Origin of the sequence: Actinophytocola sp. (assembly GCF_036378875.1) — a bacterium.
In the GTDB taxonomy this organism is placed as follows: domain Bacteria; phylum Actinomycetota; class Actinomycetes; order Mycobacteriales; family Pseudonocardiaceae; genus Actinophytocola.
The window spans coordinates 95,881-122,421 of the sequence record NZ_DASUVO010000168.1 but is presented as its reverse complement, the minus strand read 5'-3'; the positions used below and the strand labels follow the sequence as shown (position 1 = coordinate 122,421).

Here is a 26,541-nt window from a genome sequence, read left to right as displayed (position 1 = left end):
CCTTTCGATCACCTACACCAGGCCCTGAAGGGTCTCCCGCAGCATCGCCTGCGTCCGGCGCCACAGGCCCGAGCCGAGCGACACACGCGCCACCCCGGTCGCCGCCACGTCCGGTAGTTCCGGCAGCCGCAACGCGTTGACCGGGCCGTCCACCTCGGCCACGAAGGACCGCAGCAGGTCGGTCGACCGGATGAGGATCGGGTAGACGCAGTCCGCGCCCGCGGCCAGGTATGCGCGGGCGCGTTCGACACCCTCGTCGAGCACGGTGTCCCCGCCCCGCACGAAGACGTCCACCCGGGCGTTGACCACGAGGTCCTGACCGGCCGCCGCGCGGACCTCAGCCAGGTACGCCGCCTGCTTGCCCACCGGGGTGAGCCCGCCGCCGGCGTGGTCGGTGTCCTCGAGGTTGCAGCCCACCGCGCCCGCGTCCAGCAGCCGGGACACCAGCTCGGCGGGCGGCAGCCCGTACCCGGCCTCCGCGTCGACGGTCACCGGGACGTCGACGGCACGGGTGATCCGGCGGACCGCGGCGAACATCTCGTCGACCTGTCCGCCCTCGTGGTCGGTGTACCCGAGCGACTCGGCCACGGCCGCCGAACTCGTTGCCACCACAGGGAACCCGGCCTCGACGACCAGCCGGGCGGTCCCCGCGTCCCAGGCGTTCGGCAGCACGAGCGGCCGGCCGGGGACGTGCAGGGACCGCAGCAGCTCGGCGGTCACGGCAGGGCCGGGCGGGCCGGCACGCCGAGGCGGTTCCAGCCGTTGATGATCATCACGAGCCAGCAGACCGCCTGGTACTGCGCGTCGGTGAACACCTTCGTCGCGTACTCGTACACCTCGTCCGGCACGTCGCGGATCTCCGAGAGCCGGGTGATCGTCTCGGTCAGCTCCAGCGCGGCCCGCTCCTGCTCGGTGTACAGGTCGGTCTCCCGCCACGCGGCGACCAGGTTCAGCCGGCGGATGTCCTCGCCGATCTTCAGCGCGTCCGCGGTGTGCATGTCCAGGCAGTACGCGCAGGCGTTGATCTGCGACGCCCGGATCTTGACCAGCTCGACGAGCTTCTTGTCGAGCCCCGCCGCCTCGGCTGCCTTCTCGACCTCCATCGACGCCGTGTAGAAGGCCTTCATCGCCGCCGGGATGCTGTTGGTGATGCTGATTCGCTCTGTCATGTGATCGACACTAGTGCGAACTTGTCCACGCGTAGAGTCCAGTTCCGTGGCAGAAACGTGGACCAGTTCGTCGGTCGACGCGCATCTCGACTGGACGCCGGGCAGCGGGCGCAAGGCACTCGCCGACGCCATCCGCACGGCCATCAGGGGCGGCCGGTGGCAGCCGGACGCCGTGGTCCCGTCCACCCGCGCGCTCGCGGCCGACCTCGGCGTCGCCCGAGGCACGGTGACGCGCGTGTACTCCGACCTCGCCGCCGAGGGCTACCTGCGGACCAGCCAGGGCGCGCCCACCAGGGTCGCGACGGTTGGCGCGCTACCGCCGTCCCCGACGCCGACCTACCCCCGCACGACGGCGCCGCGCTGGACACTGCAGGCCGGACAGCCCGACCCGTCGCTGTTCCCGCGCGACCAGTGGCTGGCGTCGACCCGCCGGGTGCTGGCGCACACGCCGAACGACACGTTCGGGTTCGGGGACCCACGCGGGTCGCTCGTGCTGCGGACCACGCTCGCCGCGTACCTTGGCCGCAGCCGCGGTGTGCTCGCCGACCCGGCACGCATGGTGGTCGTCTCGGGCTTCAGCCATGCCCTTGCCGTGCTGGGCCGCGCCTTCGGCGACCTCGGCATGCACGAGCTGGCGTTCGAGGACCCGTCGATCGACGTGTTCCGGCGGTTCGCGCAGGACAGCGGGCAGCGCGTCGTCGGGGTGCCCGTCGACCGGGAGGGACTGGTGGTGGATCGGCTGGAGAGCCCGGCCGTCGTGGTCACCGCAGCACACCAGGCACCGCTCGGCGTGACGATGGCGCCCGCCCGCCGCACCGCGCTGGCGAAACACGGGGCGATCGTCGTGGAGGACGACTACGACGGCGAGTTCCGCTACGACCGCCACCAGGTCGGCGCGCTGCAGGCACTTTCACCGGAACGGGTGATCTACGCGGGCACGGCGAGCAAGTCGCTGTCCCCGTCGCTCCGGCTGGCGTGGCTGGTCCTGCCGCGCTTCCTGGTGGACCCGGTGGTCTCGGCGCTCGCCGGTAGCGGCGCACGGCCCGCCATGCTCGACCAGCTCGTGCTCGCGGACCTGATCAGCTCCGGCGCGTACGACCGGCAGGTGCGTCGTTGCCGCCTGGAGTACCGGTCCCGGCGGGACCGGCTGGTCTCCGCGCTGCCGGAACACCTTGTCCCGCACGGGATCTCGGCCGGCCTGCACCTGTTCGTGCCGCTGCCCCCGGAGGCCGAGGCGGCACTGCCCGTGGCCGCGGCACGGCACTCGCTCGCGATCCAGACCGGCACTCCCCACACCCTCACCGAGCCGTCCTCCGGCCTGCTGATCGGGTACGGCGCCCCGTCACGCCCGTCGTTCGGCGGCGCGCTGACCGCGCTGCTCGCGGTGCTGCGGGAGGTCGGCGTTTAGCGTTCCCTGCCTCGGGTAGGCCGAATCCCATGAGCGGAGCTTGCGGAGCGCATCATCGTTGTTCAGGCCGACTCGGAGCCCGCGGAGGGGCGCCGGTGGAGCGGAGCTTGCGGAGCGTTCCGGCGCCCCAGAGCGGGTGAGGAGACGGCATGATGCTCGACGCGGGAGATGTGCGCCTGGAAGCGGACGTGGTCGTGCCCGAGGGCGCGGTGGGCGTGGTGCTGTTCGCGCACGGCAGCGGCAGCTCGCGGCACAGCCCACGCAACCGCGCGGTGGCGGAGGAGCTGAACCGCCGAGGGCTGGCGACGGTGCTGATGGACCTCCTGACCGCGGACGAGGACCGCGTGGACGAGGTGGACGGACGGCTGCGGTTCGACATCGGGCTACTGTCCGACCGCCTCGTCGGCGCGATCGACCGCCTCGGCACCGAGCCGACGACCGCGAACCTGCCGATCGGGCTGTTCGGCGCGAGCACGGGCGGCGCGGCCGCACTGGTCGCGGCGGCGACCCGGCCGGACGTGGTGCGTGCGGTGGTGTCCCGTGGCGGCAGGCCGGACCTGGCCGGGCCGGCACTCACACAGGTGCGGGCCCCCACGCTGCTGATCGTGGGTGAGCACGACCCGAAGGTGGCCGACCTGAACCAGCAGGCACAGCACGTGCTGACGGCCCCGTCGGAGCTGCGGATCGTGCCGGGCGCGTCCCACCTCTTCGAGGAACCGGGTGCGCTGGAGGAAGTAGCGGCGCAGGCAGCGGACTGGTTCACCGGAACGCTGCCACGCAGCATGTCCTGACGGGCGGGCGCCGCCAGCGGTGTCCCGAAAGACGCGATAGGAACGTTCAACGACACGAGCGCGTCTTTCGGGACATGCAGGTGGCGTGAACACGCCATTCGTGCGCTGCCAGCACGCTTGAGCGGGGGACGCCTTCCTCACGCTGGCGGTGATGAAGGACGCTTCCTCGTACGGCTGCCGGCCGAAGTCGCCACCGCCCGTGACGACAGGCGGTTTCGGGCGCTTCGCGCCCGAAACCGCGCAGCAGCGAGTCCACCGGACCGCACCTCGAGCAACCAAAACCATCGGTGGATCTGGGTTGAACATCATCAGCGCGTCCAAGACATCGTCACCGCACCGCCTGACCAAGCCACTCCTCTTTGGACAGTGCGTAGACCACGTCGCCGTGTTCCGCGCCGGGGACGGGGTTCGGCCAGTCGGCGAAGAACGTGTCCACGTGTCGCAGGCCGGCCTTCTCCAGGACCCGGCGTGACGCCACGTTGGCGGCCATCGTGGTCGCGGCCACCCGGGGCACGCCCAGCTCCGCGAACGCGCGCCGCACCAGCAGGCGCGCGCCCTCGGTGGCCAGGCCGCGACCCCACGCCGACGGGTGCAGCCGGTAACCCAGCTCCACATCGGACGGATCGAGACCCACGCTCGTGGCCGGTTTCAGCGCGAACCAGCCGACGAAACCCGGGGCATCCGCGGCGAAAACGCCGAACCCTGCCGGCAACTCCGCGTACTCCCGCAGAATCGCCGGCAGGGTTTCCCGCACCACGACGTCGGCCGGCACGGGGCGCCCGTCGTCGATGTGACGCATCACCGCGGCGTCGCCGTGCAGTGCCGCGAGGGCATCGGCGTCCGCCGCGGTGAAACGTCGTAGTATCACAAGGTTTTCGCGAGTCGGGCGGCCATCAGCTTCGTGAACCGCGGCGGGTCGGCCAGGTCCCCACCCTCGGCGAGCAACGCCATCCCGTACAGCAGCTCGGCGGCCTCCGCGAGGTCCGGCTTGTCCGCCGCCTGCGCCTCCCGCAGCGCGACAACCAGCTCGTGCGTCGGGTTCAGCTCCAGGATTCGCTTGATGGGCGGCATTTCCTGCCCCATCGCGCGGTACATCTTCTCCAGCGTGGGCGTCATGTCATAGCTGTCACCGACGATGCACGCTGGCGAGGTGGTGAGGCGCGAGGACAGGCGCACGTCCTTGACCTGCTCCTCCAAAGTGGACTTCAGCCACGTGAGCAGGCCCTCGAACTCCTTCTGCTGCTCGGGATCCTGCTCCTCGTCGAGGTCGACCTGCCCCTTCGCGATGGACTGGAACGTCTTGCCCTCGAACTCCGGCACCGAGTCGACCCACATCTCGTCGATCGGGTCGGTGAGGATGAGCACCTCGTAACCCTTGGCCTGGAACGCTTCCAGGTGCGGCGAGTGCTCGACGGCCTGCCGTGTCTCGCCGGTCAGGAAGTAGATGTGTTCCTGACCTTCCTTCATCCGCGAGATGTAGTCCGACAGCCTCGTCTGCTCCTCGGCCGAGTGTGTCGAGTCGAACGACGCGATCTCGAGGATCGTCGAGCGGTTGTCCGCGTCGTCGAGCAGGCCCTCCTTGATCGCGCGGCCGAACTCCTGCCAGAAGGTCTTGTACTTCTCCTCCGGCAGTGCCTTGATCGTCTGCAGCACCTTCTTCACCAGCCGGCGGCGGATCCGCTCGATCTGCCTGTCCTGCTGGAGAATCTCGCGCGACACGTTCAGCGACAGGTCCTGCGCGTCGACCACGCCCTTGACGAAACGCAGGTACTCCGGCATCAGCGCTTCGCAGTCGTCCATGATGAACACGCGCTTGACGTACAGCTGCACGCCACGCTTGCGCTCCCGCATGAACAGGTCGAACGGCGCCTTGGCCGGCAGGAACAGCAGCGCCTGGTACTCGAACGTGCCCTCGGCCTGGAGCCGGATGGTCTCCAGCGGCGCCTGCCAGTCGTGGCTGACGTGCTTGTAGAACTCGGTGTACTCCTCCTCGGTCGCGTCGGCGCGCGCCCAGAGGGCCTTCATCGAGTTGAGCGTCTCGTCGCCGAGGCGCACCGGCCAGGTGATGAAGTCCGAGTACCGCTTGACGATCCGCGTCAGCTCACCCGAGTCCGTGTAGTCGAAAAGGCGGTCTTCCTTGTCCTCCGGCTTGAGGTGCAGCGTGACGGCCGTGCCCTGCGGCGCGTCCTCGACCGGCTCGATCGTGTAGGTGCCCTCGCCGGTCGACTCCCAGCGGACGCCCTCGGTCGTGCCGGCGCGGCGGGTCACCAGCGTGACCTTGTCCGCGACCATGAAGCTCGAGTAGAAGCCGACGCCGAACTGGCCGATCAGCTCCTCGGTCTGCTTGGCTTCCTTGAGCTTGGCGAGGAACTCCGCGGTGCCGGACTTGGCGATGGTGCCGATGAGGCTGACCACCTCGTCCCGCGTCATGCCGATGCCGTTGTCCCGCACGGTCAGCGTGCGCGCGGCGGCGTCGGTTTCGAGCTGGACGTGGAGATCCGAGGTGTCGACCTCGAGCTCCTTGTCACGGAAGGCTTCCAGTCGGAGCTTGTCGAGCGCGTCCGAGGCGTTCGAGATGAGCTCACGCAGGAAGGTGTCCTTGTTCGAGTACACCGAGTGGATCATCAGCTGCAAAAGCTGTCGCGCCTCGGACTGGAACTCGAGAGTCTCGACCTGCGCGGTCACGGGCTTCCCCCTTTCGACGTGGTTTGACCGGACGATTTTACGAGGCCCGACTGTTCATTTGTTGTTCAGGCCGACGCCCGCCCCGACACATGCCACCGGAGCAATACTTCCGCTGGTCATAGCACGAAAGAGGGAGTGAAGATGGGCGCCGGTCACGATCACCACCACCACGAGCTGGAACCGGTCGACGGGAGCTGGCGCGACGAGGCCGACGACCGGCCGCTGTCGGTCGCCCGGCGGCGCTTCCTCACCGGGATGGGGGTGGCCGCCGCCGCGACGGCGGTCGGCGCCGGCACGGCCGCCGCGGACCAGACACCCCGCAACCAGTGGAACTCGGGTGACCGCTGGTACGCGGGCGACCACCACATCCACACCAAGTACTCCCCCGACGCCCAGTACGAGGTCGCGACCCAGGTCGCCAACGCACGCAGGTACGGCCTGGACTGGGTCGTGATCACCGACCACGGCGGCGTCGCGCACCAGAAGTTCTCGATCGACCAGGTCGCCCCGGACATCGAGGCGGCCCGCCGGCAGTTCCGCGACACGCTGGTCTACCAGGGGTTGGAGTGGAACATCCCGGGCGCGGAGCACGCGACCGTGTTCCTCCCGCCCGGCCGGCACACGGTCGACATCCTGCGTGCGTTCGAGGCGGCCTACGACGGCGGTGTCCTGTCCACGCCGGTCGCCCAGGGCGGGCTCGGCAAGATCCAGCGCGCCACGTCCGCCGACGGCGAGCCGTACGCGCTGGCCGCCCTGCGTTACCTCGACGCGCAGGTGTTCGCCGGCCGGGCCGAGATCGCGCTGATGCTGGCCAACCACCCGGCCCGCCGTGGCGTCGACAGCCCGCACGAGCTGCGTGGCTGGCGCGACACGGCCCCGGACGTGGCGATCGGCATGGAGGGCGCGCCGGGTCACCAGGCCTCGGCCATCACCGAGGCGAACGGCGGCCGGGGTGACGGCCGCGGTTTCTACGAGGCGTCCCCGGGCGTCGACAGCTTCCCCGGCTACGCGCCGACCGCGATCGAGAACCCGTACCGCACCTACGGCGGCTTCGACTGGATGACCGCGAAGGTCGGCGGCGTGTGGGACTCGCTGCTCGCCGAGGGCCGCCCGTGGACGATCACCGCGACGTCCGACAGCCACCAGGTGTTCGGTGACACGTTCGCCCCGGGCACACAGGACCACGCCACGACGGGCAGCCGAGGCGCGCCGATCGACTCGGGTGTCGTCCAGCAGTACGGCGACTACTGGCCGGGCCAGTACAGCAGCACGCTCGTCGGCGCCCGCTCGCGGTCCTATGTGGACATCATGCGGGGGCTGCGGGCTGGGAAGGTCGTCGCCGTGCACGGCCGCCTGATCGACGGGCTGGAGCTGCGTGTGCGGGCGAGGTCCGACGGCGACACGCGCGGTGTTTCCATTGGTGGCAGGACGTTCGTGCGGCGCGGCACGGACGTCGAGGTGACGATCGAGGTGACGCTGGCCAGCCGGGCGAATTTCGGCGGGTTCGTGCCGAAGCTCGCGAAGGTGGACCTGATCGCGGGCGCGGTGACCGGCCCGTCCGCCGACCGGGACGCGATGACCGCGCCGGGCACCGCGGTGGTCGAGACGTTCGCGGTGCCGGCCGGCGCGCGCGGCAAGATCCGCTTCACACACGTCTTCCCCCGGGTGGACCGCGCGTTCTACCTGCGCCTGCGGGGCAGCGACGGCAAGCAGCTCGACGCGGCGGGCAACCCGCTGATGGACGTGCCGGGCGACGACGACCCGTGGTCGGACCTGTGGTTCTACGCGAACCCGGTATTCGTCGACGTGATCTGATGGTGCGGTGGCTCGGGGCGGTCTGCCCGCCGGTGGACGGCTCCGCCGCACACGTCGACCACGTCCTGCTGTCCACTGTGGATATCCTGGCCGCGGATCTCGTGTGCACGCACGCCGACCACACCGGCGCGGTGGCCAGAACCGTGATGACCGCCCGACTCAACCACGAGCCGACCGCTGCCGTGCTCGCCGAACTCGCCGACCGCCTCGGCCTGCCGGCGGTGTGGGTGGCCGGCCCGCCGGAAGGTGCCCGCTGTGTCCGGTTTCCCGGGCAGGAGGCGCTGACCGGTGTCCACTCCGCCGCCGAGATCGTGGCCGCCTCGGCCATCGACGAGGTCGTCGGCATCGGGGTGGCGGTCGACTCGCCCATCGACACGCGAGGCTTCCTGCGTCCGACGTTCACCGAGGGCCGACTGGTCCTGCTGGTCGAGCAGGCGGCCGGCGGCGTGCTCCGTCCCGTGGAGATCGCCGCGCCGCACCAGTGCTGCGGCGGCCACTGAGACCGTGCAATGTGGAGTGCACAAGCGGGCAGGATCGTGGCGAGCGCGCCATCCCAGCGGCATGATGGCGATGTTCATGATCCTCAACTGGGATGGGGGAAAATCACATGCGAAGGCGAAGTCTGCTCACGTTGCTGGCAGGCACGCTGGTGGCGACGGGGACGGCGCTCATGCCGGGCACGGCGGTGGCCGAGCCGGCGGCGGCCATCAACTGGCAGCCTTGCCCGGAGCCCGAGGCCGCGGGTGTCGACTGCGCGACCATCGAGGTCCCGCTGGACTATTCGAAGCCGCGCGGCGAGAAGGTCCAGATCGGACTCGCGCGCAGGCCGGCCACGGACCCGTCGAAGCGCATCGGCTCGATCCTCGTCGACCCGGGCGGGCCGGGTGGGTCCGGCGTCTCGATGATCAAGTTCTCCGAGCCGTTCACCGACGAGGTCAACGCCCGGTTCGACCGGATCGGCTTCGACCCGCGCGGTATCAACACGAGCAGCCAGCTGCGCTGCGACGTCGACCTGCTCGGCTCGGCGCTCGACGCGCGGCACCCGACCAGCCAGGCCGACTTCGACGAGCTGGCCCGGCGAAACCGCGCGCTGCACGACAACTGCCGGGAGAACTCCAGCGGGCTCGCGAACCATGTGGACAACCTGCACACCGTGCGGGACATGGACGCCATCCGCGCCGCGCTGGGTGAGCGGAAGCTGACGTTCCTCGGCTACTCGTACGGCAGCCTCATGGGGCAGCAGTACGCCGAGGTGTTCCCGCACCGGGTCCGCGCGCTCGTCATGGACGGCAACATGAACCACAGCATCGACAGCGTGTGGGAGTTCATGCGCACCGAGACGGCGCCGATCGAGCAGGCGTTCGTCGAGTTCGCGAACTGGTGTGACACCACGGAGACCTGCGACCTGTACGGGCTCGACACCAAGGCCGTCTACGCCGACCTGAAGGCCCGTGCCAAGGCCGGCACGCTCGTGGACCTCGACGGCGAACCGGTCTCCTTCTACGACCTGTCCAACATCTCGTTCGCCACCTCCACCCCGCAGGTGTGGAGCCTGGTCGGCGAGTACCTCAGGCAGCTGCGGGACGGTGCGGGCGCGACCTCGACGGACATCAGGGCGGCGTTCGGCGAGCTCGTCAACTCCCCGTACCCGGTGATCTGGTGCAGTGACTGGCGTTTGCAGGTCCGGAGCTACGCGGAGTACGCCGGACTGCGGGCGCGGCTGGCGCAGCGTTTCCCGAACGTCGAGTACTCGCGGTACGTCGACCACGCGTTGACCTGCGTCGGCAGCGGGACGAAGACCACCAACCCGCAGCGTCCGCTCGACATCGACGACGCGCCGCCGCTCGTGATGATCGGCAACATCCACGACCCGGCCACGGTGTACGAGTGGACCCTGGCGGCCGCCCGGCAGAGCGGCGCCCGACTGGTCACCTACGAGGGTTGGGGCCACACCGCGTACGGCAACGGCGGCCCGAGCGAGTGCGTCAACGCCGCGGTCGACGCCTACCTGATCAACCTGAAGCCACCACGCCGAGGCCTGAGCTGCCCGTCAACAGACACCCCAGCCCTCACCACGGCAAAGGCACAGACACCACACCCCGCAGGCCCGTACCAGCACTAACCCCTCGCGTGTCCAACCGCACAGACCCGCGTGTCCAACGTTCTGGACCCGCGAGTTCAACAACTCGCGCATCGTCGATTTGTTGAACTCAGCGGTCTCCACTGTTGGACACGCGGGTCTCCAGCGTTGGACACGCGAGGGTTCAGGGCTTTTGGGTCAGGTAGGCGCGGACTTGGTGCATCGTGTCTTCTGGTTCGCCGTCGTTGTGGACCAGGAGGCGGGGGCCGTCCCGGGCGGTGTCCCACGGTTCGTAGACGAGTGCGGTGACCTGCGCCCACGTGGGCACGACGAGACCGAGGACGTCGCTCATCCGCGTCTCCACGCGGCGCCGGTGCTCGGCGGGGTCGGTCACCTCGACCTCGATCACCCAGAGGGAGGTGCCGGCCGCCTCGGCGAGCGCCACCCAGCCGGCGCGGGCGGCCGCGACCGGGCTGACGGCGTCCACGACCACATGCGAGCCGGCCCGTAGGCAGGACGCCGCGACCTCGTGCGCCACGGCGTAGCCGGCGACGCCGAGCGGCGGCGGGACACCACTGCGCAGGATCGCCGCCTCGATCTCGTCGATACGCAGGTGAGCGCCGGTGAGCTCCACGGCGGCCAGCCGCGCAAGAGTCGTCTTGCCGGTGCCCGGCCGCCCAACGAACACAACCAGCACTCGCTCATCATGCCGTGGCGGTGACCCGCTCGACGGATTCCTCGAGTTCTGTCAACAATGTGGCCACGTTCTCGGCCAGCAACCGCCCATGCCGCTTGACGATCCGCCCACCCACGAGGACGGTGTCGACCGCTCGCGTGTCCATCGCCAGTACCACCGAGCCGACCGCGTCGTGCACGGGCGCGACGCCCGGCAGGTCGGTGCGCAGGAGCACGAGGTCCGCGTGGCTGCCGGCCGCGAGGGTGCCGACCCCGTCGAGCGCCGCGGCCTTCGCGCCCTCGACGGTCGCGGCACGCAGCGCGTCGCGGGTGGTGAAGTCGGAGTCGAGCCGCGCGTGCGCGTAGGCCGACCGCATGAGGCTGAACATGTCGCCGGGGCCGTTGATCACGGTGTCCGCACCCAACCCGGTCGGAGCCCCGGCGGCGAACGCGCGGCTGGTGACCGGCGCGCCGAACCCGAGCTGCATCTCCACGACCGGTGACACCGAGAGTGCGCCGCCACTGTCGGCAATGGCCTTCAGGTGCTCGTCGGTGAAGTGGTTGCCGTGCGCGTAACTCGTGCGCGGGCCGAGCAAACGATTGCGCCGCAGGAAGTCCAGCCCGCGTTCCGCGCTCTCCACACCGTTCCCACCCATGTGGACGGTCACCGGGAGGTCGAGCTCCTTGGCGATCCGCCATTCCCGCAGCGCGGCCTCCTCGCTCACGATCTCGGGCCCGAACGGCGCGATGGCCATCGTGACGAGCCCGCCCGTTGCCGCCAGCACCCGGCGCGCGGTGGCGAGGTCGGGTTCCCTTGTGCAGTAACCGAAAACGACCCGGATACCGGCTCGCTCGAGCGCGTCGAGCGCGGCCGCGGTGTGGTCGGGCGTGTGCTGGATGTGGTTCCAGTCGACGACGGTCGTGATGCCGGCGTCGAGACATTCGAGCGCGCCGACGAGCGTTCCGATGTGGACGTCCTCCGGCCGGTACCGCGGCCCGACGGCGCCGAACACGAACTCGAGGTAGGTGGCGAGCGAGATGTCGGGGCGCCGGGCCCGCAACCCGGCCTGCCACGTGTGCCGATGCGTGTCGACGAACCCCGGCAGGACCAGCATGCCCGTGGCGTCGAGCACCTCGGTCTCCTCTGGCACGGGCAGGTCGGGCCCGACGGCCGCGATGCGCCCACCGTTGAGAAGAACGTCGGCGACCCGCACGGCGACGGGATCGGTGTCAACGACCGTACCTCCACGAATGATCATAGCCAGAAGACTATCTCAAAAGCTTTTCAGAAAGCAATCAGGACAGCTGTACGCTGATGATCGTGGGAGAGGACGAGGTCGACAGGCTGGCAGCCGGCTGGGCGACGTCCGGCATGTCACCGGCGGCCATCGCCCGGCTGGAGCTGAGCAAGCGGGTGTCGCGCCTGGCGCTCCGGCACGAGCAGGCCATGAAGCCGGCGCTGGCGGAACTGGGCCTCACGTACGCGGAGTTCGACGTGCTGGCCGCCCTCCTCCGCGCCGGCGGCCCCCTACGCCCGAGCGAACTGACCCGCGCGCTGTTCCTGACGTCGGGCGGCACGAGCAACGTGCTGCAACGCCTGACAGCGGCCGGCTACGTGGAACGCGAACCCAACGCCGAGGACGCCCGCGGCCGCTGGGTCCGCCTGACTCCCGATGGCGAGGCGATCACCACCAAGGCGATGGCGGTCTCGGCCCGTGTACACGAGGACCTGCTGGTCGGCATCCCGGACACGACGATCCGCGCCGCCGCCGACTCCCTCCGCGAGATCACCTCGGTGACCGACCGCCGCCACTGAGCCGACTCGTCTCCGAGAGCCGGCTGCCACCCAAACGTGATCTTCATCGACCAGGCTCACCTGATGCTGTTGAGACTGGGGGCAGTCGCGTTGCTGTGCGCGGCGCTGACCGGCTGCACGCCGGGGGAATACAAGGGCCGCGTGATCGCCGGCCTGGACGACAACGGGGCACTCGTCGCGGTACTGGGCGTGTGCGACGAGAACATACACGCGAAGATGACCATCTACACCGTGAGAGAGAAGCGCTCTGACGACCAAGGCCTGGACCGCGTCGCCGAGGCGGAACGTGACGACGCGAGCGTGGGCATGCGTGTCGAACTGCGGCCGGACGAGGCCCCGGACGCATGGACGAGTGACCTGTGGTCGATCCCTGACCACGGCACCATCAGGGTGGGCGTCCAGACGTTGTCATCGCGGGGACAGCAACACCAGATTCTGGAGGGCGCGGAGATCGACCTGGCCACCGCGCCGTCACTACCCGACGACGCGACGAAACTGGCCACCGAGGACTGCTGACCCGTCGCGAGCATGTCGCCTCAGCGCAGTCGACCGGTCACCACCGTCGCGCCGAGGTCGTCGATCACGACGTCGGGGGCCAGGCCCGCTTCGGCGACCATGGTGGCCGCGACCTCGGCCTGTCGGGTGCTGGTCTCGAACAGCAGGTGGCCGCCCCATCCCAGCCACACCGGGGCCCCGGCGATCACCCTGCGCAGCACGTCGAGCCCGTCGGCGCCGCCGTCCAGTGCCACTATCGGCTCGTGCAGCCGGGCCTCGGGTGGCATCAGGTCGACGGCCTCGGACGGCACGTACGGCGCGTTCGCGACCAGCACGTCCACCTGCCCGCACACCCGGTCCGGCAGCGGCTCGTACAGGTTGCCCTCGTACACGATGCCGCTGATGTTCCTGCGCGCACAGCGAACCGCGGCAGGCTCGATGTCCACAGCGAACAGTTCGATGCCCGGCACGGCCGCGGACACCGCGGCACCGACGGCGCCGGAGCCGCAGCACAGGTCGACCACAACGGCACCCGGTCGAGCCAGCGCGATGGCCTGACGGGCCAGCAACTCGGTGCGCCGCCGTGGGACGAACACGCCCGGCTCGACGGCGATCCGCAGGCCGAGGAACTCCGCCCAGCCCAACACGTGTTCGAGCGGAAGCCCAGAAACCCGCCGAGACACCATCGCGTCGAGGTCGGCCGGTGTCGTCGCCGCCTCCAGGAGCAGCCGCGCCTCATCCTCCGCGAACACGCAGCCCGCGGCACGGAGACGGGAAACAACAGAAGTGGACATGAGCGCCTCCCCAACACTGGGCGCTCTCGCCGGCTCGCTTCAGACCGGCGTAGGTGAGAGCACCCGACCCGTACGGACGGAAATGGTTCTCACCTCCTCGAGTCGCGATCGGACAGTGAGCACATTACCGCGCGGCCAGGCTGGCGAGGAAGTCGCGCAGGTGGGCCTGCGTACCGGCGTCACCCCAGAACGCCTCGGCCTCCGGGTCGTCCACGTCGCGCCGGGCAGCGATCCGCTCGTGCGCCGGCGCGTGCAGCTGTCGCTTGGCACGGGCGTACACGGCGGCGGGCGTGCCGGCCAACCGCTCCGCGCGGCGCACGGCCGCGGCCAGCAAATCGTCCGGGACGACGACCTCGTCGATCAGCCCGAGCCGGTGTGCCTCGGCCGGGTCGAGGCGGTCCGCGGTCAGGACGAGCCGGTTCACGGCCGGGCCCGCGGCGTACCGCATCACCTCCAGCGGCACGGTCGGGAACGGCACCCCGGCCGCCAGTTCGGTCAACCCGATCGTGCCGCCGGACATCAACCGCACGTCACAGGCGGCCGCCAGCACGCATCCGCCGGCGAGCGCGTGCCCGTTGACGGCCGCCACCACCGGGCGCGGGTGGTCGAACACGGCCAGCGCGGCGGTGCTGAGTGCCGGCAGGAACCGCTCGACGTACGGCAGGCCGCCGTCCACGATCCGTTTGAGGTCGACCCCGGCGGAGAAGCAGCGGCCGACGCCGGTGAGCACGACGGGCGCGTCGTTCGTCGCGCGCAGTGCCTCCGGCAGCGCGGTCAGCAGCTCCAGGTCGAGTGCGTTGACCGGCCCGTGGTTCAACGAGAGGACGGCGACGTCGCCGTGGGTGCTTGTCTCGATCACGGCTCTCAGCGTATGCGTCGGATGGCGGTACGTGGCACGGCGGGAAAGTCGTAAGGTTCTGCCGGTTCGGGGACTCCTACGTATCGCGTTGCCAAGGAGGTACCCCCGTGTCCGAGTACACCGACACCGAGCTGGTCGCCGGTGTGCTCGCCGGCGACCGGGACGCGTTCGCGGCCGTCTACGACCGCTACGCCGACCGGTTGCACGACTTCTGCCACTCCGTCCTCCGCGACCCCGACGAGGCCGCGGACGCCGTCCAGGACACGTTCGTCCTCGCCGCGCAACGCCTTGCTCAGCTGAACGACCCGGAGCGACTCCGGCCCTGGCTGTACGCCATCGCACGGAGCGTGGCGCTGCGCCGGGTGCGGGCCCGCAAGCGGGTCGTGCTCGACGAGGTAGGAGACATGGCGGACACGGATCCGGGGCCGCATCGCGCGGCCGAGCAGGAGGCGCTGCGTGAGCTCGTGTGGACGGCGGCCAGTGGACTGTCCGAACGCGACCGCGCCCTGCTCGACCTGCATGTGCGCCAGGGACTGGACGGCGCAGAGCTCGGCGAGGCGATGGGCGTCAGCGCCAGCCACGCCTACGTGCTGCTCACCCGGCTGCGTGACCAGGTGGAACGGTCGCTCGGCGCGTTGCTCATCACCCGCCTCGGCCGCGCGGACTGCGAGGAACTGGACAAGCTGCTGTCCGGTTGGGACGGAAAGTTCTCGCCCCTCATGCGCAAGCGGGTCGCCAGGCACGTCGACTCGTGCGAGGGCTGTTCGGAACGGCGGCGGGTGGCGGTCAGCCCACTGGCACTGCTTGCCGGTGTGCCGCTGCTGCCGGCGCCGCTGTTCCTGAAGGACCGCGTGATGGCGGAGGTGCGGCTGGTCGCCATGGAGCGCGACGTGGTCACGCCACTGCCTCCGCCCCGTGCCAGGCGCGGGCGCGTGGTGGCGGCGGGCGTCGCCGCGCTCGCGCTGCTGGGCGCGGGCTCGGCGGTCGTGTACTGGCGCACCGTCGACACCGGCGACAGTGCGCCCCTGGCCCTGGAGAACACCGTCACCCAGCCGACGACTTCCACCACGACGCCGCGGACCACCACCTCCCCGAGCCAGACGACCACGACGCCTGCGCCGACCACGACCACCAGCCCCACGACCACGACCCGACGCCCCACGACGACCACCCGCCCGACGACGACCACCACCAACGTGGTGGTGCCACCGCCCCCTCCACCACCTCCGCCCCCGCCTCCACCACCGCCTCCCCCGCCGCTCGACACCACCCGTCCGGTGATCAACAGCGGCACGGCCAACCCGCCGCGCGTCAACACTCCTTCTTGCGAGCAGGGACCGACCCAGAGCACCGTCGTCGTGACGGCCTCCGACGACGTCGGAGTGACCTCGGTGACCCTGACCTGGACCGGGCCGGGCGAGGACTCGGGGAGCGCGACGATGACCTTCAACGGCAAGACCTGGTCGGCCACCGTGGGCCCCTTCTCGTCCGGCGGCACCGTCAGGTGGACGGCGGTGGCCAGCGACAAGGCCGGGAACGCAAGCGAGGGACGCACCGGCACGATCACCGTCTCGAACTGCCCGATCATCGACTAAAAAATCTCTACGGAAAGTTGTAAGACCCTCCACAGCACGTGGCTCCTACCCGGCGACAGCGCCCACCGGGAGGAACACGATGACGAAAGCTCTACTCACCGCAACGCTTGTGCTCGGCACGCTGCTGGTCGGCGTCCCCGTGGCGACCGCCGCCCCGCCGACCGGGCCGCCGGACGTCGCCACGCCGGTCGCCCCTCCCGACCCGCATCCGTGCCGTCCGGAGCCGGTGGCCTGCGACCTCACCCTCGCACCGGCGACCGACGACCCGGGGACCACGGAACCGTCCACTCCGACCTCCAGGCCCCCGACCTCCGAGCCGACCTCGGAGACGGCTGAGCCCGCCGAGTCCCCCGAGCTGGCGGCGAACCCGCCGGTAACCGGCCCGACCGCCGGGTCCCGCTCCCGCGCCGTGAGCCCGGCCGGCACCACCACCCCGAGCGACATCAGCTGGTGGCTGGTCGCCGTCCCGATCATCGCCCTGCTCGCGCTCGCCGCCGCGGGCACCGCCCTGCTGATCCAACGAACCGAACGCCGCCCGTACTGAAATCCACACGCTGAGGGGAAACACCATGTTGGCAACCACACGCATCCACGTCCTGGTCCGTGCGACGGACCCGATCCTGCAGAACGGGATGTGCATGGCGCTGCGCACACGACCGGAGGTCTGGCTCGTCGACCAGAACGACGCGGACACGGCCGAGACCGTCGCGATCGTCGCCGCCGACCGGTTCGACGACCGGACCGGTGAGCTGCTACGGGCCGTGCAGGCCCGGGGTTTCGTGAAGATCGTCCTGATCGCCGGGGAGGTGGCCGAGGCGGAGGTCCTGACCGCGGTCGAGTCGGGGGTCTGCGCGGTCGCGCGCCGGGCGGAGGCGACCCCGGACGTGCTGGTGCGCCTGGTGAAGGCGGCGGCCGCCGGGGAGGGCGCCCTTCCGCCGGACCTGCTCGGCCGGCTGCTGAACCAGGTCTCCCGGCTGCAGCGGCACGTGCTCGAACCGCGCGGCCTGCAACTCCAGGGCGTCACGACGCGGGAGTCGGAGGTGTTGCGGCTGGTGGCGTCCGGTCTGTCGACGCGGGAGATCGCGGAGAAGCTGTGCTACTCGCAGCGCACCGTGAAGAGCATCCTGCATGACGTGACGAACCGCTTCCACCTGCGCAACCGGGCACACGCCGTGGCGTACGCGCTACGGGAAGGGCTGATCTAGCGGCGACTTGTGGTCGTTTTGGTCACACTGGGCGGCGGGGCGCCGGACGTGGTGTCGCCGCCGCCAGTTTCGCCGCAGGTCAGCGGGTTGCCGGTGGTCAGGGCTTCGCGCCGGGATATCCTGCCCGCGCAGGCCACGGTTGCGCGAGCCAGTAACCTGCACCGGTGTGGGCATTGCCTAACACAGGGGTTTCGCGGCAAGATCACCGAGCGTCTCCCAAGGGATGTGAAGATTTCCGTGCGCGATCAGACGGTGCAGGTTGACGACCTGAAGCTCGTCGCGCTGCCAAGCGCGGTGAACTGCGCCGACCTTTTCGTGCGGTTCACGCTGGTGGAGTGGCGAGTCGAGTCGATGGTGCCCGAGGTCCGGCGCGCCACGGAGGCGCTGACCAAGGCAGTGGTGGGCAACCCCAACCCGAAGGCGACGCCGACCATGCTGCTGTTCCGGCTGCGGCTGTCGGGCAACTGCCTGGCCATCGAGATCGAGGACGACCGGCAGACCCCCACGCTCGTGCTGCCGAGGTCACTTGCCGGCCCGCAGAGCGGCGTCACCATGCTGTCCTCGGGCAAGCAGCTCATCTGGACCGAGGTCCCACTGCCGAAGGGCATGGACGCGACGGTCGTCCCCCTCCCGCGCCGCGGCACCACCCGCGCCGCCGCGGCCGCCGCCCCACCCCCGGTGGAACTCCCGGCCGCCGACGACCTGTCACCCGACGTGATGGAACGCATCCTCGAAGGCCTACGCCGCGACCACGGCGAGCCCCCGCGAATCTGACCCTTCGCCACCCCTCCCGGCCTCGGCGAGGGCCCCGGGCTTCCTTGGGAACTCGCCGGCCGTGTATCCCGAAGGTGCGCTGAACCCAGCTACGCTACCGGCGCGCGGTTCTGGGACCCGGCAGGCAAAGCCCGCTTCGCGGGCGGTTTCCGCGCGCTGAAGGCCGCCTGCCACCGGCGCTGTCTCGAAAGACGCTTTCGGGTCGTTGAACGTCATCAGCGCGTCTTTCGAGACATCAGCGATGCCCCGAACGCGCCTTTCGGGACCCAGCGGGGTGCGCCTGACCAGGCCCACAACTTTCTCGCAAGGTGCGACATCCCGACAAGATCATCGGTGGAGCGAGGCGTTGAACGTCCCGAGGCCCTTCAGGACATCCAGGAACCAGCTTGGCCAAGCCGGTGCGGCGAAGGGAGCCTTCCTCGCGCTGGGCGTTATGAAGGTCGCCTTCCTCGCACGGCCACCGACTCGAGTCGCCCGCGAAGCGCGCTTCGCGGGCGCCCTGACGTGCTGCGAGAACAGCTCAGCATGATCCTGAGGTGAGCGTCCCGGAACGGCACGCTCGGCTCGGCCCCCACCCGATATCCGAACAAGCCGTTCATGATCAACGCCAACACAGATGGTTGCGTAGGCATCCCCCACCCATACCCGGGGGGCCACCCCGAGGCCATCGTACCAAGCCACACAGACAAAACCCCAAGTCACGGGGACCTGTGGACAACTTTCGTCGATGAGTCCGAGCGAAAGGGACATTCGTGCCCCAGTCCAGCGGCATGGGGGCGGTTTGACACGGCCGGCCTAATGTCGAACAATCACGACCGTTATACCCGTCCAACAGAAATCTGATGGCTTCCGAACCAAGGTAGACGCACGCATCAGAAATCGCGTTAATTCGACAAGACAACCGTGCGGACCCAGCCGCCACTCTCCGCGTCCGTCGAAAGCCAGCCTAATTCGGACGGGCTACCTCGAAAGCATGCAGAATCTCACTGCACGTACATGCACGTGCAGATGCACTTGCATTTTGTAATCGTTTCGGTGAATTTTCCCACCTGATCGATATCGAGACACAGCATCTCCGCAGGTCACGGGCCTACTCTCGTGTCAGACACCCTGCCGTTGGAGACCACCCATGATCAAAACGTCACGTATCGAAGTGGCCGGTAAGACGATTGCGAAAGCGTTGGGCGAGGAGTTGCGTCGCGCACGGGAGACGAAGGGATGGTCGCGCGCACAGTTCGTGGCCCGGCTGCCATCCGGAATCGGCGAGCGCACATTACTCGCGTACGAACACGGTCTGCGGCAGCTGACCGTGATACGACTCGTGGAACTGTGCGAGGCACTCGGCGTCACCCCACCGGGCACCCTCACGGTCGCACTGCAGAAAGCGGGAGAATATCTCCACAACCTCGAACTCCAGGTGGATCTGCGCCTACTGCTCGCGGACCGCGGCAACAAGTTCCGTTCCATCTTCCCGTGGGCGCGGAACCGACTCACCGAGGAACCCGAAGGAATCATCGAACTGGCGCCGTCAGCGGTCCGCGAGCTGGCCGCGTTCATCGGCTACCCGCATGACGACCTCGCCGGCTATCTCGCGAAGTTCACTCCGGAGGAGCAGTCAGGCGACCCCACTTGAGGCACGCCGGAAATTTCGTGACACTCGGCAATTGGCACCGACAACCAGCGGTGCCAACGGGTCGCCGTCATTAGCCGGAGGTCGACCATTCATCGCCGCGTTGTCGCTGGTCACACCGGCCATCGACCGACGTTCGGAACCGGTCAGACCTCTTTCGCCAAACTCGCTCACAACAATTCAGTTACGCAGGCGATCTGATCTATGTCGATTAGTAACATCGCTGCCGTTGGCAGGAGTTCTGGTCAGCTTTGTTTTGGGCCGGAAGCTGGGTGAACGCGATGTTGGGAATTCTGGGGACGACCGCTCTGCTGTTGGACAGTGGACCGGACGACGGGTGGGGCTCGCCGAAGGAGCGGGCCGTGCTGGCCACGCTCGTCGCGAACGCCGGACGTGTCGTCCCCGTGAAAACGCTGGTGGAATGGGTGTGGCCGGAAGACTCGGCGCCGCACGACCCGAAGCGGACCTGTCACGCGTACGCCACCCGGGTCCGCTGGGCGCTGGACCGGCTGCCGTCGCCGCCCACCCTGCGGTGCACCCAGGGCGGCTACCGGCTCGAGATCGACCAGTCACGCATCGACCTGCACCAGTTCCGTGGTGTCCTCGCGGAAGCACGCAAGCACATCGAACTCGCCCCGGACCGCGCCATCGACCTCGTCGAGGGCGCGATCTGGCTCTGGCGCGGGGAACCGCTGGCCGACCTCACCACCGAGCCGGCGCGGGCGTGGCGGCAGCGCGTGCTGCGGACGGACTGGCTGGCCGCGCACACACTGCGCATCGAGGCGCTGATCGGCCTCGACCGCTTCGACGACGCGCTCGCCGCGCTCGACGAGGTGCAGGAGGACTTCCCCGACGACGTCACCCTGGCCGAACAGCGGCTCACGGCGCTCTACGGCGGCCACCGGATCGCCGACGCCATCACGTACTTCTTCACGACCTGGCACCACCTTCGCGACGCGGGCGACGAAGACACCGCGAAGCGCCTCGCGCAGCACCACACCGCACTGGCCACCGGGCAACCCGACCCGATCAGCCCGCAGGCCACCACCGTGCCACGGCAACTACCGCACGACGTCAGGGACTTCGTCGGACGCCGCCAACAGTTCGCCGCGCTGGACCACGCCTGCGCGGAACCCACCGGCGTGGTGCTCCTCCACGGGCCCGGCGGCGTCGGCAAAACGACCCTGGCGATGCACTGGGCTCACCGCAGACGTTTCCGCTACCCCGACGGCGACCTGTACGTCGATCTGGGCGGCCACCAGGACCGGGCCGCACTCGACGCGGTGGTCGACGACTTCCTCACCGCCCTGGGCCAGCCACCCGACCCGGCACTGACACGCCGGCAACGCGAGCTACTCCTGAGCTCGCTGCTGTCTGGGCAGCGCACGCTCGTCGTACTCGACAACGCCCCCGACACCGAGCACGTCCGAAGCCTGGTGACACTGCTGTCGTCCTGCCAGGTGATCGTCACCAGTCGACACCGCCTCACCAAGCTGAGAGCGGCCCGCCGGATCGCGGTGCCCCCGATGCCCGCCGACGACGCGACACGGCTGCTGACGCTGCAGACGCACGGTGACGTCCCGGACGCCGCCCGGCTGGTCGACCTGTGCTGGGGCATCCCGCTCATGATCGCGATCCTCGCCGACGACCTTTCCAACCGGCCGGCCGCACAGCGGGCCGAGTTCGCCGCCCGGCTGGACCGCCGACGGCGACTCGTGGCCGTGGACCGCTACGGAGACGACGACCCGCCGTGCCTGATCTCGTCCTACCGCAGGCTCGCCGCGCCGGAGCGGCGTCTGTTCCGCCTCCTCGCGCTCCACCCCGGCCCGGGCGTCTCCGCGGAAGCCGCCTCCGCCTGCGACGGACGACCCCTGTTCGCCACGCTGCGCAGCCTGGAAATCCTGGTGCGGGCCCACCTTGTCCAGCAACCCGACGAGCTGGACCGGTTCCGCGTCCACGACCTGCTCGCCGAGTTCACCACCCACCGGCTGTACCTCGACGAGCCTCCGGGGACGCGCGACGCGGCGCGGGTGCGCATGCTCGACTTCTACGTCGCGTCCGCCACCGAGGCCGCACACACGGCGTACCCCGACTACCCGGCCCCAACCGACGGACCCGCCGATCAGTCGCCGCGCTTCGCCGGCGCCGCCGAGGCACTGAGCTGGCTACACCGCGAGCGCACGAACCTCACCGCCGCGGTCCGGGCCGCCCACGAGGCCTCATGCCACGACCAGGTCTGGCGGTTGACCGACCCGGTCGCCTTCTTCCTGGACCGATCCGGCTGCACGGCCGAAGGCCGGGACCTACGCGAGTTGGCGGTACAAGCCGCGCGAGCCGTCGGCCACCGTGCTGGCGAGACCACCGCGCTGATCGGGCTCGGCCTCGCGCACCTCACCCTCGACGACCAGGAGTCGGCGCGACAGGCGTTGGTGACCGCGCTGCGGATCGCGGACGAGATCGGGCTCGCGAGCGGCCTGACGTCCGCGTTGCACGCCCTGGGTCGGCTCGCCGCCCGCGAAGACGACCCGATCGAGGCCCTCGAGTTCTTCCACCGTGGGCTCGTGGCCGCCGAAAAAGTCGACGACCGGCACAGCCTGAGCCGGTTCCACCACGACATCGGCTCCTTGCTGCGCACCATCGACCGCCGGCAGGAGGCGATCACGCACCTGTGGCAGGCGCGCTGGGAGGCCCAACGCGCCGGTGACAAACTCGCGGAGTCGATCAGCCTGACCGAGTTGGGCAGGACGTTCCGCGAACTCGGCGACTGCGACCGCGCCGAGCACCACTACCTGGAAGCCCTTGCCATTTCGGAAACCGTCCCGGACCTTGCCCTGTCGGCACGGATCTGCGTCCGTCTCTGCGGGATCGACACCCGACGCCGCCGTTTCGAGCAGGCCGTCGACCACGGCCGCCGCGCGGTGGAACTCCTGCGCGGAAGCCAGGACATGGTGAGCCAGGCACAGGCCGCGGAGATCCTCGGGGACGCGTTGTACGCCGCGGGCGAACCGGCGGAGGCCGCACAGGTATGGCGTCGCGCCGCGGACCGCTTCGACCACATCGGAACCCACGGCGCCGCGATCCGCGTACACGCCAAGATCGACAACACCCACGCGGCACAGGAACGAACCGTCCCCTTCGCCCGCGGCGAAGCGATCATGGATCCACCGCACGGAAACCGTGACATCCACTTGGGACTCACTTGACCGTCGACAGACCCGGTTAGGAGGATCGCGCGCGGGTGTGGCAACGTTGCCACACGCTCGGGGAAAGGAAGCCCGTGACCGCGCTGCTGGCCGGCATCGACGTCGGCACGACCAACTGCAAGGTCGGCGTCTACACCCTAGACGGAATCGCTGTCGTGGAGCGGCGACGGGCGACTCCCGCCGATGCCGGCAACCTGGTGGCCGGTGTTTTCGAGGACCTGCGGGACTGCCTCGACGCGGCCGCGTCGACGCCGGTAGCCGTCGGTGTCACCGGGGTGGCCGAGGGCGGGGTGCCGCTCGATCATGACCTGAACCCGATGGCGCCGCTGCTCTGGTGGCATGACGAGCGCGCGTCGGCCGAGGCGCGGTGGCTCGCCGGCGAGGTCGGGCGGGCCGAGTTGTTCGTCGCGACCGGCGTCGACGTCGGGCCCGGGACGCCCCTCGCCACGTGGATGTGGCTGCGGCGACACCAACCTGACGTTGTCGACGGTATGCGGGTCTGGGTCGGCGCTCCCGAGCTGGTCGCCACCATGCTGTGCGGTGCGCCGCTGTCGCATCGGACGTTCGCGGGGCGGTCCGGCGCCTACGACCAGTTACGTGACCGATATGACCACAACCTCCTTGACATCGCTGCAGTTCGCGAGACTCAGCTGCCTGCGCACGTCACCGGCGCCGCGACCCGGGGACCACTCCCAGTAGGCACACCGGTCGTGGTGGCGGGCCACGATCACCTGGTTGCCGCACACGCGGCGGGCGCGCGTGACCCCGGAGATGTGGTGGACTCTCTGGGAACGGCAGAGGCGGTGGTGACGGTGTCCGAGCGGGTGGCCCCCCGCGCCGCGGCCGGTTCCGGCATGTCCTGGAACCGGAGCGCGGACGGCACGCGGTGGGCCATGGTGTCCGGTTTCCCCCACTGTGGCCGACTTCTCCGCTGGTTGTGCTCGCTCGCGTCACCGGCCGGTGACCTCGCGGGACTCGAGAAGGTGGCCGAGTCGGTCGGCGCCCGGCCGACCGGGATCGTGGTGCTCCCCTACCTGGCGGGCCGCGGTGCCCCGGCGCCCGACCCTGACCAGCGGCTGGCGGTGCACGACCTCACCCCCGGACAGGCGCTGCCCGACGTGATCGTGGCCGCGCTCGAGGGCGTGTCCTACCACGCCCGCTGGCTCGCCGAGCACCACGCGGAGCAGGCCGGCACGAAACTCGGCGGCGTGACCGTGTTCGGCGGACCCGGCCAAGACACGGCATGGATGGCGGCGAAAGCGCACGTCATGCCGGGCGAGGTGCGGGTGACGGCGGACGCGGACGCGGCCTGTGCCGGTGCGGCGCTGCTCGCCGGCGCCGCGGTGGGACTCCCGGCGCCGGTGCTACGTAGCGATGTGCTGCCACGTGACGACATCCTCGCCGACCGATACGACGCGATCTACCGGGACGGGTTCCTGTCCCGGGTACGGGAGGTGACATGACTAGCCTGACCGAGTTGGCGCGGCCGTCCGGTGGCCTGGCCATGGTGGCAATGGACCAGCGGGAAAGCCTGCGCGCCATGTTGAGCGCGCGCTCAACGGCGCCGGTGCCGGACAGTGACCTGACGAAGTTCAAGCTCGCCGTCGCCACCGTGCTCGGCGCCCACGCGAGCGGGTTTCTCATCGACCGGACGTACGGTTTCGACCAGGTCCTCGCCGACCGCCTGCTGCCCCCGTCGTGCGGGCTCATCCTCGCCGCGGACCGGCTACGACACCCGCCGGAAGGCGGCCCGGTCGTGGAGACCTCGATCGACGAGGAGATCAACCCGGTACACGTCCGCGAGCGTGGCGTGGTCGCCATGAAGCTGCTGCTGGTGTGGCGGCCGGACGCGCGCCGGGACCAGCGGCTCGAGATGGCCGCGGAGTTCGTGCGACGGTGCTCGGCGGCCGGGCTGCTGTCGATCCTCGAAGGCGTGGTGCGACCCCAGTCCGACCATGACTTCGACCAGCTGCAGCTGGAGGCAGCCACGGAGCTCGGCGCGCTGCGGCCCTCGCTGTACAAGGCACAGGTGCCCCGCCGCGGGATCGACCAGACCGAGGTCGGCCGGGTGTGCGAACGGATCTCGGCTGCCATCCCGGTGCCGTGGGTGGTGCTGTCCCAGGGCGTGACGATCGAGGACTTCCCGACCGCCGTGCGCACGGCGTGCCACGCGGGCGCCTCCGGCTTCCTGGCGGGCCGCGCGATCTGGAGCGACACACTCTCAGATCCGACGCCGCTGCTGAGATCCCGCGCGGTGGACCGCCTGAAGCGTCTCGCCGAGTTGGTGGACGGATCGGCCAGACCCTGGCAGGAGGCCGCTGCGTGAGCGGAGCTTGCGGAGCGAACCATCTGGCACTGCACGCCGACGAGCGGCGTCACCGAGCCTGCGAGGGGACGCCACGAGCGGCGTGCCGCGGAGCTTGCGGAGCGAACCATCAGCGCCACAACCGACGCCCGGCCTCTCGGAGCCTGCGAGGAGAGGGCGAGGTGCGGTTGTGACCGAGGTTGCCGCTCCTCGCCGCGTCACCATTGGTGACGTGGCACGGGCGGCCGGAGTCTCGCCGTCGACGGCGTCGCGGGCGCTGACGGGACGGGGGTACGCGGCGGCATCGGTGAAGGTGCGGGTGGCCGCTGCCGCGGACCGGTTGGGATACGTACCGGACGCCATCGCCCGCAGCCTGAAGCGGCGAACGAGCCGACTCGTCGGCGTGATGATCTCCGATCTACGTAACCAGTTCTACGCGGATCTCGCCGCCGGGATCGAGGAGGTGCTCGGCCGCGCCGGCTACCAGATGGTGCTGGTGAACGACGACGGCGACGCCGATCGCGAGCTGGCCAGGGCACGCACGCTGCTCGCGATGCGGGTGCCTGGCGCGATCGTCACGCCGCTGAGTGCGGAGGTCGGTGCGCTGTTGACCGCACAGGGTGTGCGGGTGGTCGAAGTGGACCGACAGATGGCGGAGAGCCGGTGCGACGCGGTGCTGGTCGACTCAGAGCACGGTGCCCGGGTGGCGACCGAACACCTGCTGTCGCAAGGACATCGGCGGATCGCGTTCCTGATCGACGAGCTGGAGTGGACGACCGGCCGCGGCCGGCTCGACGGTTACCGCGCGGCGCTGCGCGCGGGAAAGGTCCGCTTCGACCGGAAACTGGTGGCACGGGTGGGTTTCAGCTCGGCTGGCGCGGCGGGGGCACTGTCGTCGCTGTTGGACGAACGGCCCGATGTCACCGCCGTGTTCGCGGCCGACAACTTCATGGCGTCGGGCGTGTGGCAGGAGTTGCGGCGCCGGAAGCTGCGGGTGCCGAAGGACATCTCACTGGTGGCGTTCGGCGACCTGCCGTGGATGACGATGGTGCGACCAGCCGTGTCCGCGGTGTCGCAGCCGGTGGTGGCCCTCGGGGCACGCGCCGCGGAAGTGCTGCTGGCGCGCCTGTCCGGCGAGCTGACCGGGCCGCCGCGACGAGTGTGGCTGACGCCAACCTTCGAATCTCGCGGTTCGACCCGCGAAGTGAACGCCTGACCACTCCCGCCACCAGTGTGTCCACA

24 protein-coding genes are annotated in these 26,541 nt (G+C 70.0%); 16 read left to right on the top strand and 8 right to left on the bottom strand.

Features of this window, described 5'->3' with window-relative positions:
* Nucleotides 1–12: 12 nt before the first annotated feature.
* Complete coding sequence (locus tag VF106_RS46740) at nt 13–720, bottom strand: isocitrate lyase/PEP mutase family protein (RefSeq protein WP_330846555.1); 708 nt, start codon at nt 718–720, stop codon at nt 13–15.
* On the bottom strand, nt 717–1,169 hold the full coding sequence (locus VF106_RS46735) for a carboxymuconolactone decarboxylase family protein (RefSeq protein WP_330846554.1): 453 nt from the start codon (nt 1,167–1,169) through the stop codon (nt 717–719). Before VF106_RS46735 ends, VF106_RS46740 begins: the two co-directional genes overlap by 4 nt.
* A gap of 46 nt (nt 1,170–1,215) precedes the next feature.
* Between VF106_RS46735 and VF106_RS46730 the strand changes: the two genes are divergently transcribed.
* Together VF106_RS46730 and VF106_RS46725 are read left to right on the top strand one after the other, a co-directional pair.
* The gene (locus tag VF106_RS46730; RefSeq protein WP_330846553.1) at nt 1,216–2,577 is read left to right on the top strand and encodes an aminotransferase-like domain-containing protein; all 1,362 of its coding nucleotides are present in this window, start codon (nt 1,216–1,218) and stop codon (nt 2,575–2,577) included.
* A gap of 149 nt (nt 2,578–2,726) precedes the next feature.
* On the top strand, nt 2,727–3,368 hold the full coding sequence (locus tag VF106_RS46725) for a dienelactone hydrolase family protein (RefSeq protein ID WP_330846552.1): 642 nt from the start codon (nt 2,727–2,729) through the stop codon (nt 3,366–3,368).
* Between the two features lie 328 nt (nt 3,369–3,696).
* Here the strand turns inward: VF106_RS46725 and VF106_RS46720 are convergent, their stop codons facing one another.
* Nucleotides 3,697–4,236: a GNAT family N-acetyltransferase gene (locus VF106_RS46720; protein WP_330846551.1), complete on the bottom strand. Its 540-nt coding sequence runs from the start codon at nt 4,234–4,236 to the stop codon at nt 3,697–3,699.
* Nucleotides 4,233–6,053 carry a molecular chaperone HtpG gene (gene htpG / locus VF106_RS46715; protein WP_330846550.1) on the bottom strand — a complete coding sequence of 607 codons (1,821 nt, stop codon included), beginning with the start codon at nt 6,051–6,053 and terminating at the stop codon, nt 4,233–4,235. Before htpG ends, VF106_RS46720 begins: the two co-directional genes overlap by 4 nt.
* Nucleotides 6,054–6,194: 141 nt before the next feature.
* Here htpG and VF106_RS46710 point away from each other — a divergent pair, with 141 nt between their 5' ends.
* From VF106_RS46710 to VF106_RS46700, 3 genes are all read left to right on the top strand, one after another.
* On the top strand, nt 6,195–7,868 hold the full coding sequence (locus VF106_RS46710) for a PHP domain-containing protein (protein ID WP_330846549.1): 1,674 nt from the start codon (nt 6,195–6,197) through the stop codon (nt 7,866–7,868).
* Complete coding sequence (locus tag VF106_RS46705) at nt 7,868–8,368, top strand: hypothetical protein (protein ID WP_330846548.1); 501 nt, start codon at nt 7,868–7,870, stop codon at nt 8,366–8,368. Before VF106_RS46710 ends, VF106_RS46705 begins: the two co-directional genes overlap by 1 nt.
* A gap of 107 nt (nt 8,369–8,475) precedes the next feature.
* Nucleotides 8,476–9,990 (top strand): alpha/beta hydrolase, encoded by a 1,515-nt coding sequence (locus tag VF106_RS46700; protein ID WP_330846547.1) that lies wholly within the window; start codon nt 8,476–8,478, stop codon nt 9,988–9,990.
* A gap of 142 nt (nt 9,991–10,132) precedes the next feature.
* Here the strand turns inward: VF106_RS46700 and VF106_RS46695 are convergent, their stop codons facing one another.
* Both VF106_RS46695 and VF106_RS46690 read right to left on the bottom strand, forming a co-directional pair.
* A complete protein-coding gene (locus VF106_RS46695; RefSeq protein ID WP_330846546.1) occupies nt 10,133–10,645 on the bottom strand; it encodes a P-loop nucleotide/nucleoside kinase family protein in 513 nt (170 codons plus the stop codon).
* 7 nt (nt 10,646–10,652) lie between these two features.
* The gene (locus VF106_RS46690) at nt 10,653–11,882 is read right to left on the bottom strand and encodes an amidohydrolase family protein (protein ID WP_330846545.1); all 1,230 of its coding nucleotides are present in this window, start codon (nt 11,880–11,882) and stop codon (nt 10,653–10,655) included.
* A gap of 62 nt (nt 11,883–11,944) precedes the next feature.
* On the opposite strand from VF106_RS46690, the gene VF106_RS46685 reads away from it, so the two are divergent.
* A complete protein-coding gene (locus VF106_RS46685) occupies nt 11,945–12,439 on the top strand; it encodes a MarR family winged helix-turn-helix transcriptional regulator (RefSeq protein WP_330846544.1) in 495 nt (164 codons plus the stop codon).
* A gap of 63 nt (nt 12,440–12,502) precedes the next feature.
* A complete protein-coding gene (locus VF106_RS46680) occupies nt 12,503–12,955 on the top strand; it encodes a hypothetical protein (protein WP_330846543.1) in 453 nt (150 codons plus the stop codon).
* Between the two features lie 20 nt (nt 12,956–12,975).
* Here the strand turns inward: VF106_RS46680 and VF106_RS46675 are convergent, their stop codons facing one another.
* Both VF106_RS46675 and VF106_RS46670 read right to left on the bottom strand, forming a co-directional pair.
* A complete protein-coding gene (locus VF106_RS46675; protein WP_330846542.1) occupies nt 12,976–13,728 on the bottom strand; it encodes a putative protein N(5)-glutamine methyltransferase in 753 nt (250 codons plus the stop codon).
* Between the two features lie 124 nt (nt 13,729–13,852).
* Nucleotides 13,853–14,587: an enoyl-CoA hydratase/isomerase family protein gene (locus tag VF106_RS46670; RefSeq protein ID WP_330846541.1), complete on the bottom strand. Its 735-nt coding sequence runs from the start codon at nt 14,585–14,587 to the stop codon at nt 13,853–13,855.
* Nucleotides 14,588–14,694: 107 nt separating this feature from the next.
* Between VF106_RS46670 and VF106_RS46665 the strand changes: the two genes are divergently transcribed.
* From VF106_RS46665 to VF106_RS46625, 9 genes are all read left to right on the top strand, one after another.
* Nucleotides 14,695–16,182 (top strand): sigma-70 family RNA polymerase sigma factor, encoded by a 1,488-nt coding sequence (locus tag VF106_RS46665; RefSeq protein ID WP_330846540.1) that lies wholly within the window; start codon nt 14,695–14,697, stop codon nt 16,180–16,182.
* 79 nt (nt 16,183–16,261) lie between these two features.
* On the top strand, nt 16,262–16,726 hold the full coding sequence (locus VF106_RS46660; protein WP_330846539.1) for a hypothetical protein: 465 nt from the start codon (nt 16,262–16,264) through the stop codon (nt 16,724–16,726).
* A gap of 25 nt (nt 16,727–16,751) precedes the next feature.
* Nucleotides 16,752–17,387, top strand: a complete 636-nt coding sequence (locus tag VF106_RS46655; protein WP_330846538.1) for a response regulator transcription factor — start codon at nt 16,752–16,754, stop codon at nt 17,385–17,387.
* 237 nt (nt 17,388–17,624) lie between these two features.
* A complete protein-coding gene (locus VF106_RS46650) occupies nt 17,625–18,161 on the top strand; it encodes an ATP-binding protein (protein WP_330846537.1) in 537 nt (178 codons plus the stop codon).
* Between the two features lie 1,129 nt (nt 18,162–19,290).
* The gene (locus VF106_RS46645) at nt 19,291–19,794 is read left to right on the top strand and encodes a helix-turn-helix domain-containing protein (protein WP_330846535.1); all 504 of its coding nucleotides are present in this window, start codon (nt 19,291–19,293) and stop codon (nt 19,792–19,794) included.
* A gap of 278 nt (nt 19,795–20,072) precedes the next feature.
* Nucleotides 20,073–22,994, top strand: a complete 2,922-nt coding sequence (locus VF106_RS46640; RefSeq protein WP_330846534.1) for an AfsR/SARP family transcriptional regulator — start codon at nt 20,073–20,075, stop codon at nt 22,992–22,994.
* 74 nt (nt 22,995–23,068) lie between these two features.
* A complete protein-coding gene (locus tag VF106_RS46635; RefSeq protein ID WP_330846533.1) occupies nt 23,069–24,457 on the top strand; it encodes an FGGY-family carbohydrate kinase in 1,389 nt (462 codons plus the stop codon).
* Complete coding sequence (locus VF106_RS46630) at nt 24,454–25,320, top strand: hypothetical protein (protein WP_330846531.1); 867 nt, start codon at nt 24,454–24,456, stop codon at nt 25,318–25,320. The genes VF106_RS46635 and VF106_RS46630 overlap by 4 nt, the downstream gene beginning before the upstream one ends.
* 169 nt (nt 25,321–25,489) lie before the next feature.
* Nucleotides 25,490–26,515, top strand: a complete 1,026-nt coding sequence (locus VF106_RS46625; RefSeq protein ID WP_330846530.1) for a LacI family DNA-binding transcriptional regulator — start codon at nt 25,490–25,492, stop codon at nt 26,513–26,515.
* The last annotated feature ends 26 nt before the right edge of the window (nt 26,516–26,541 follow it).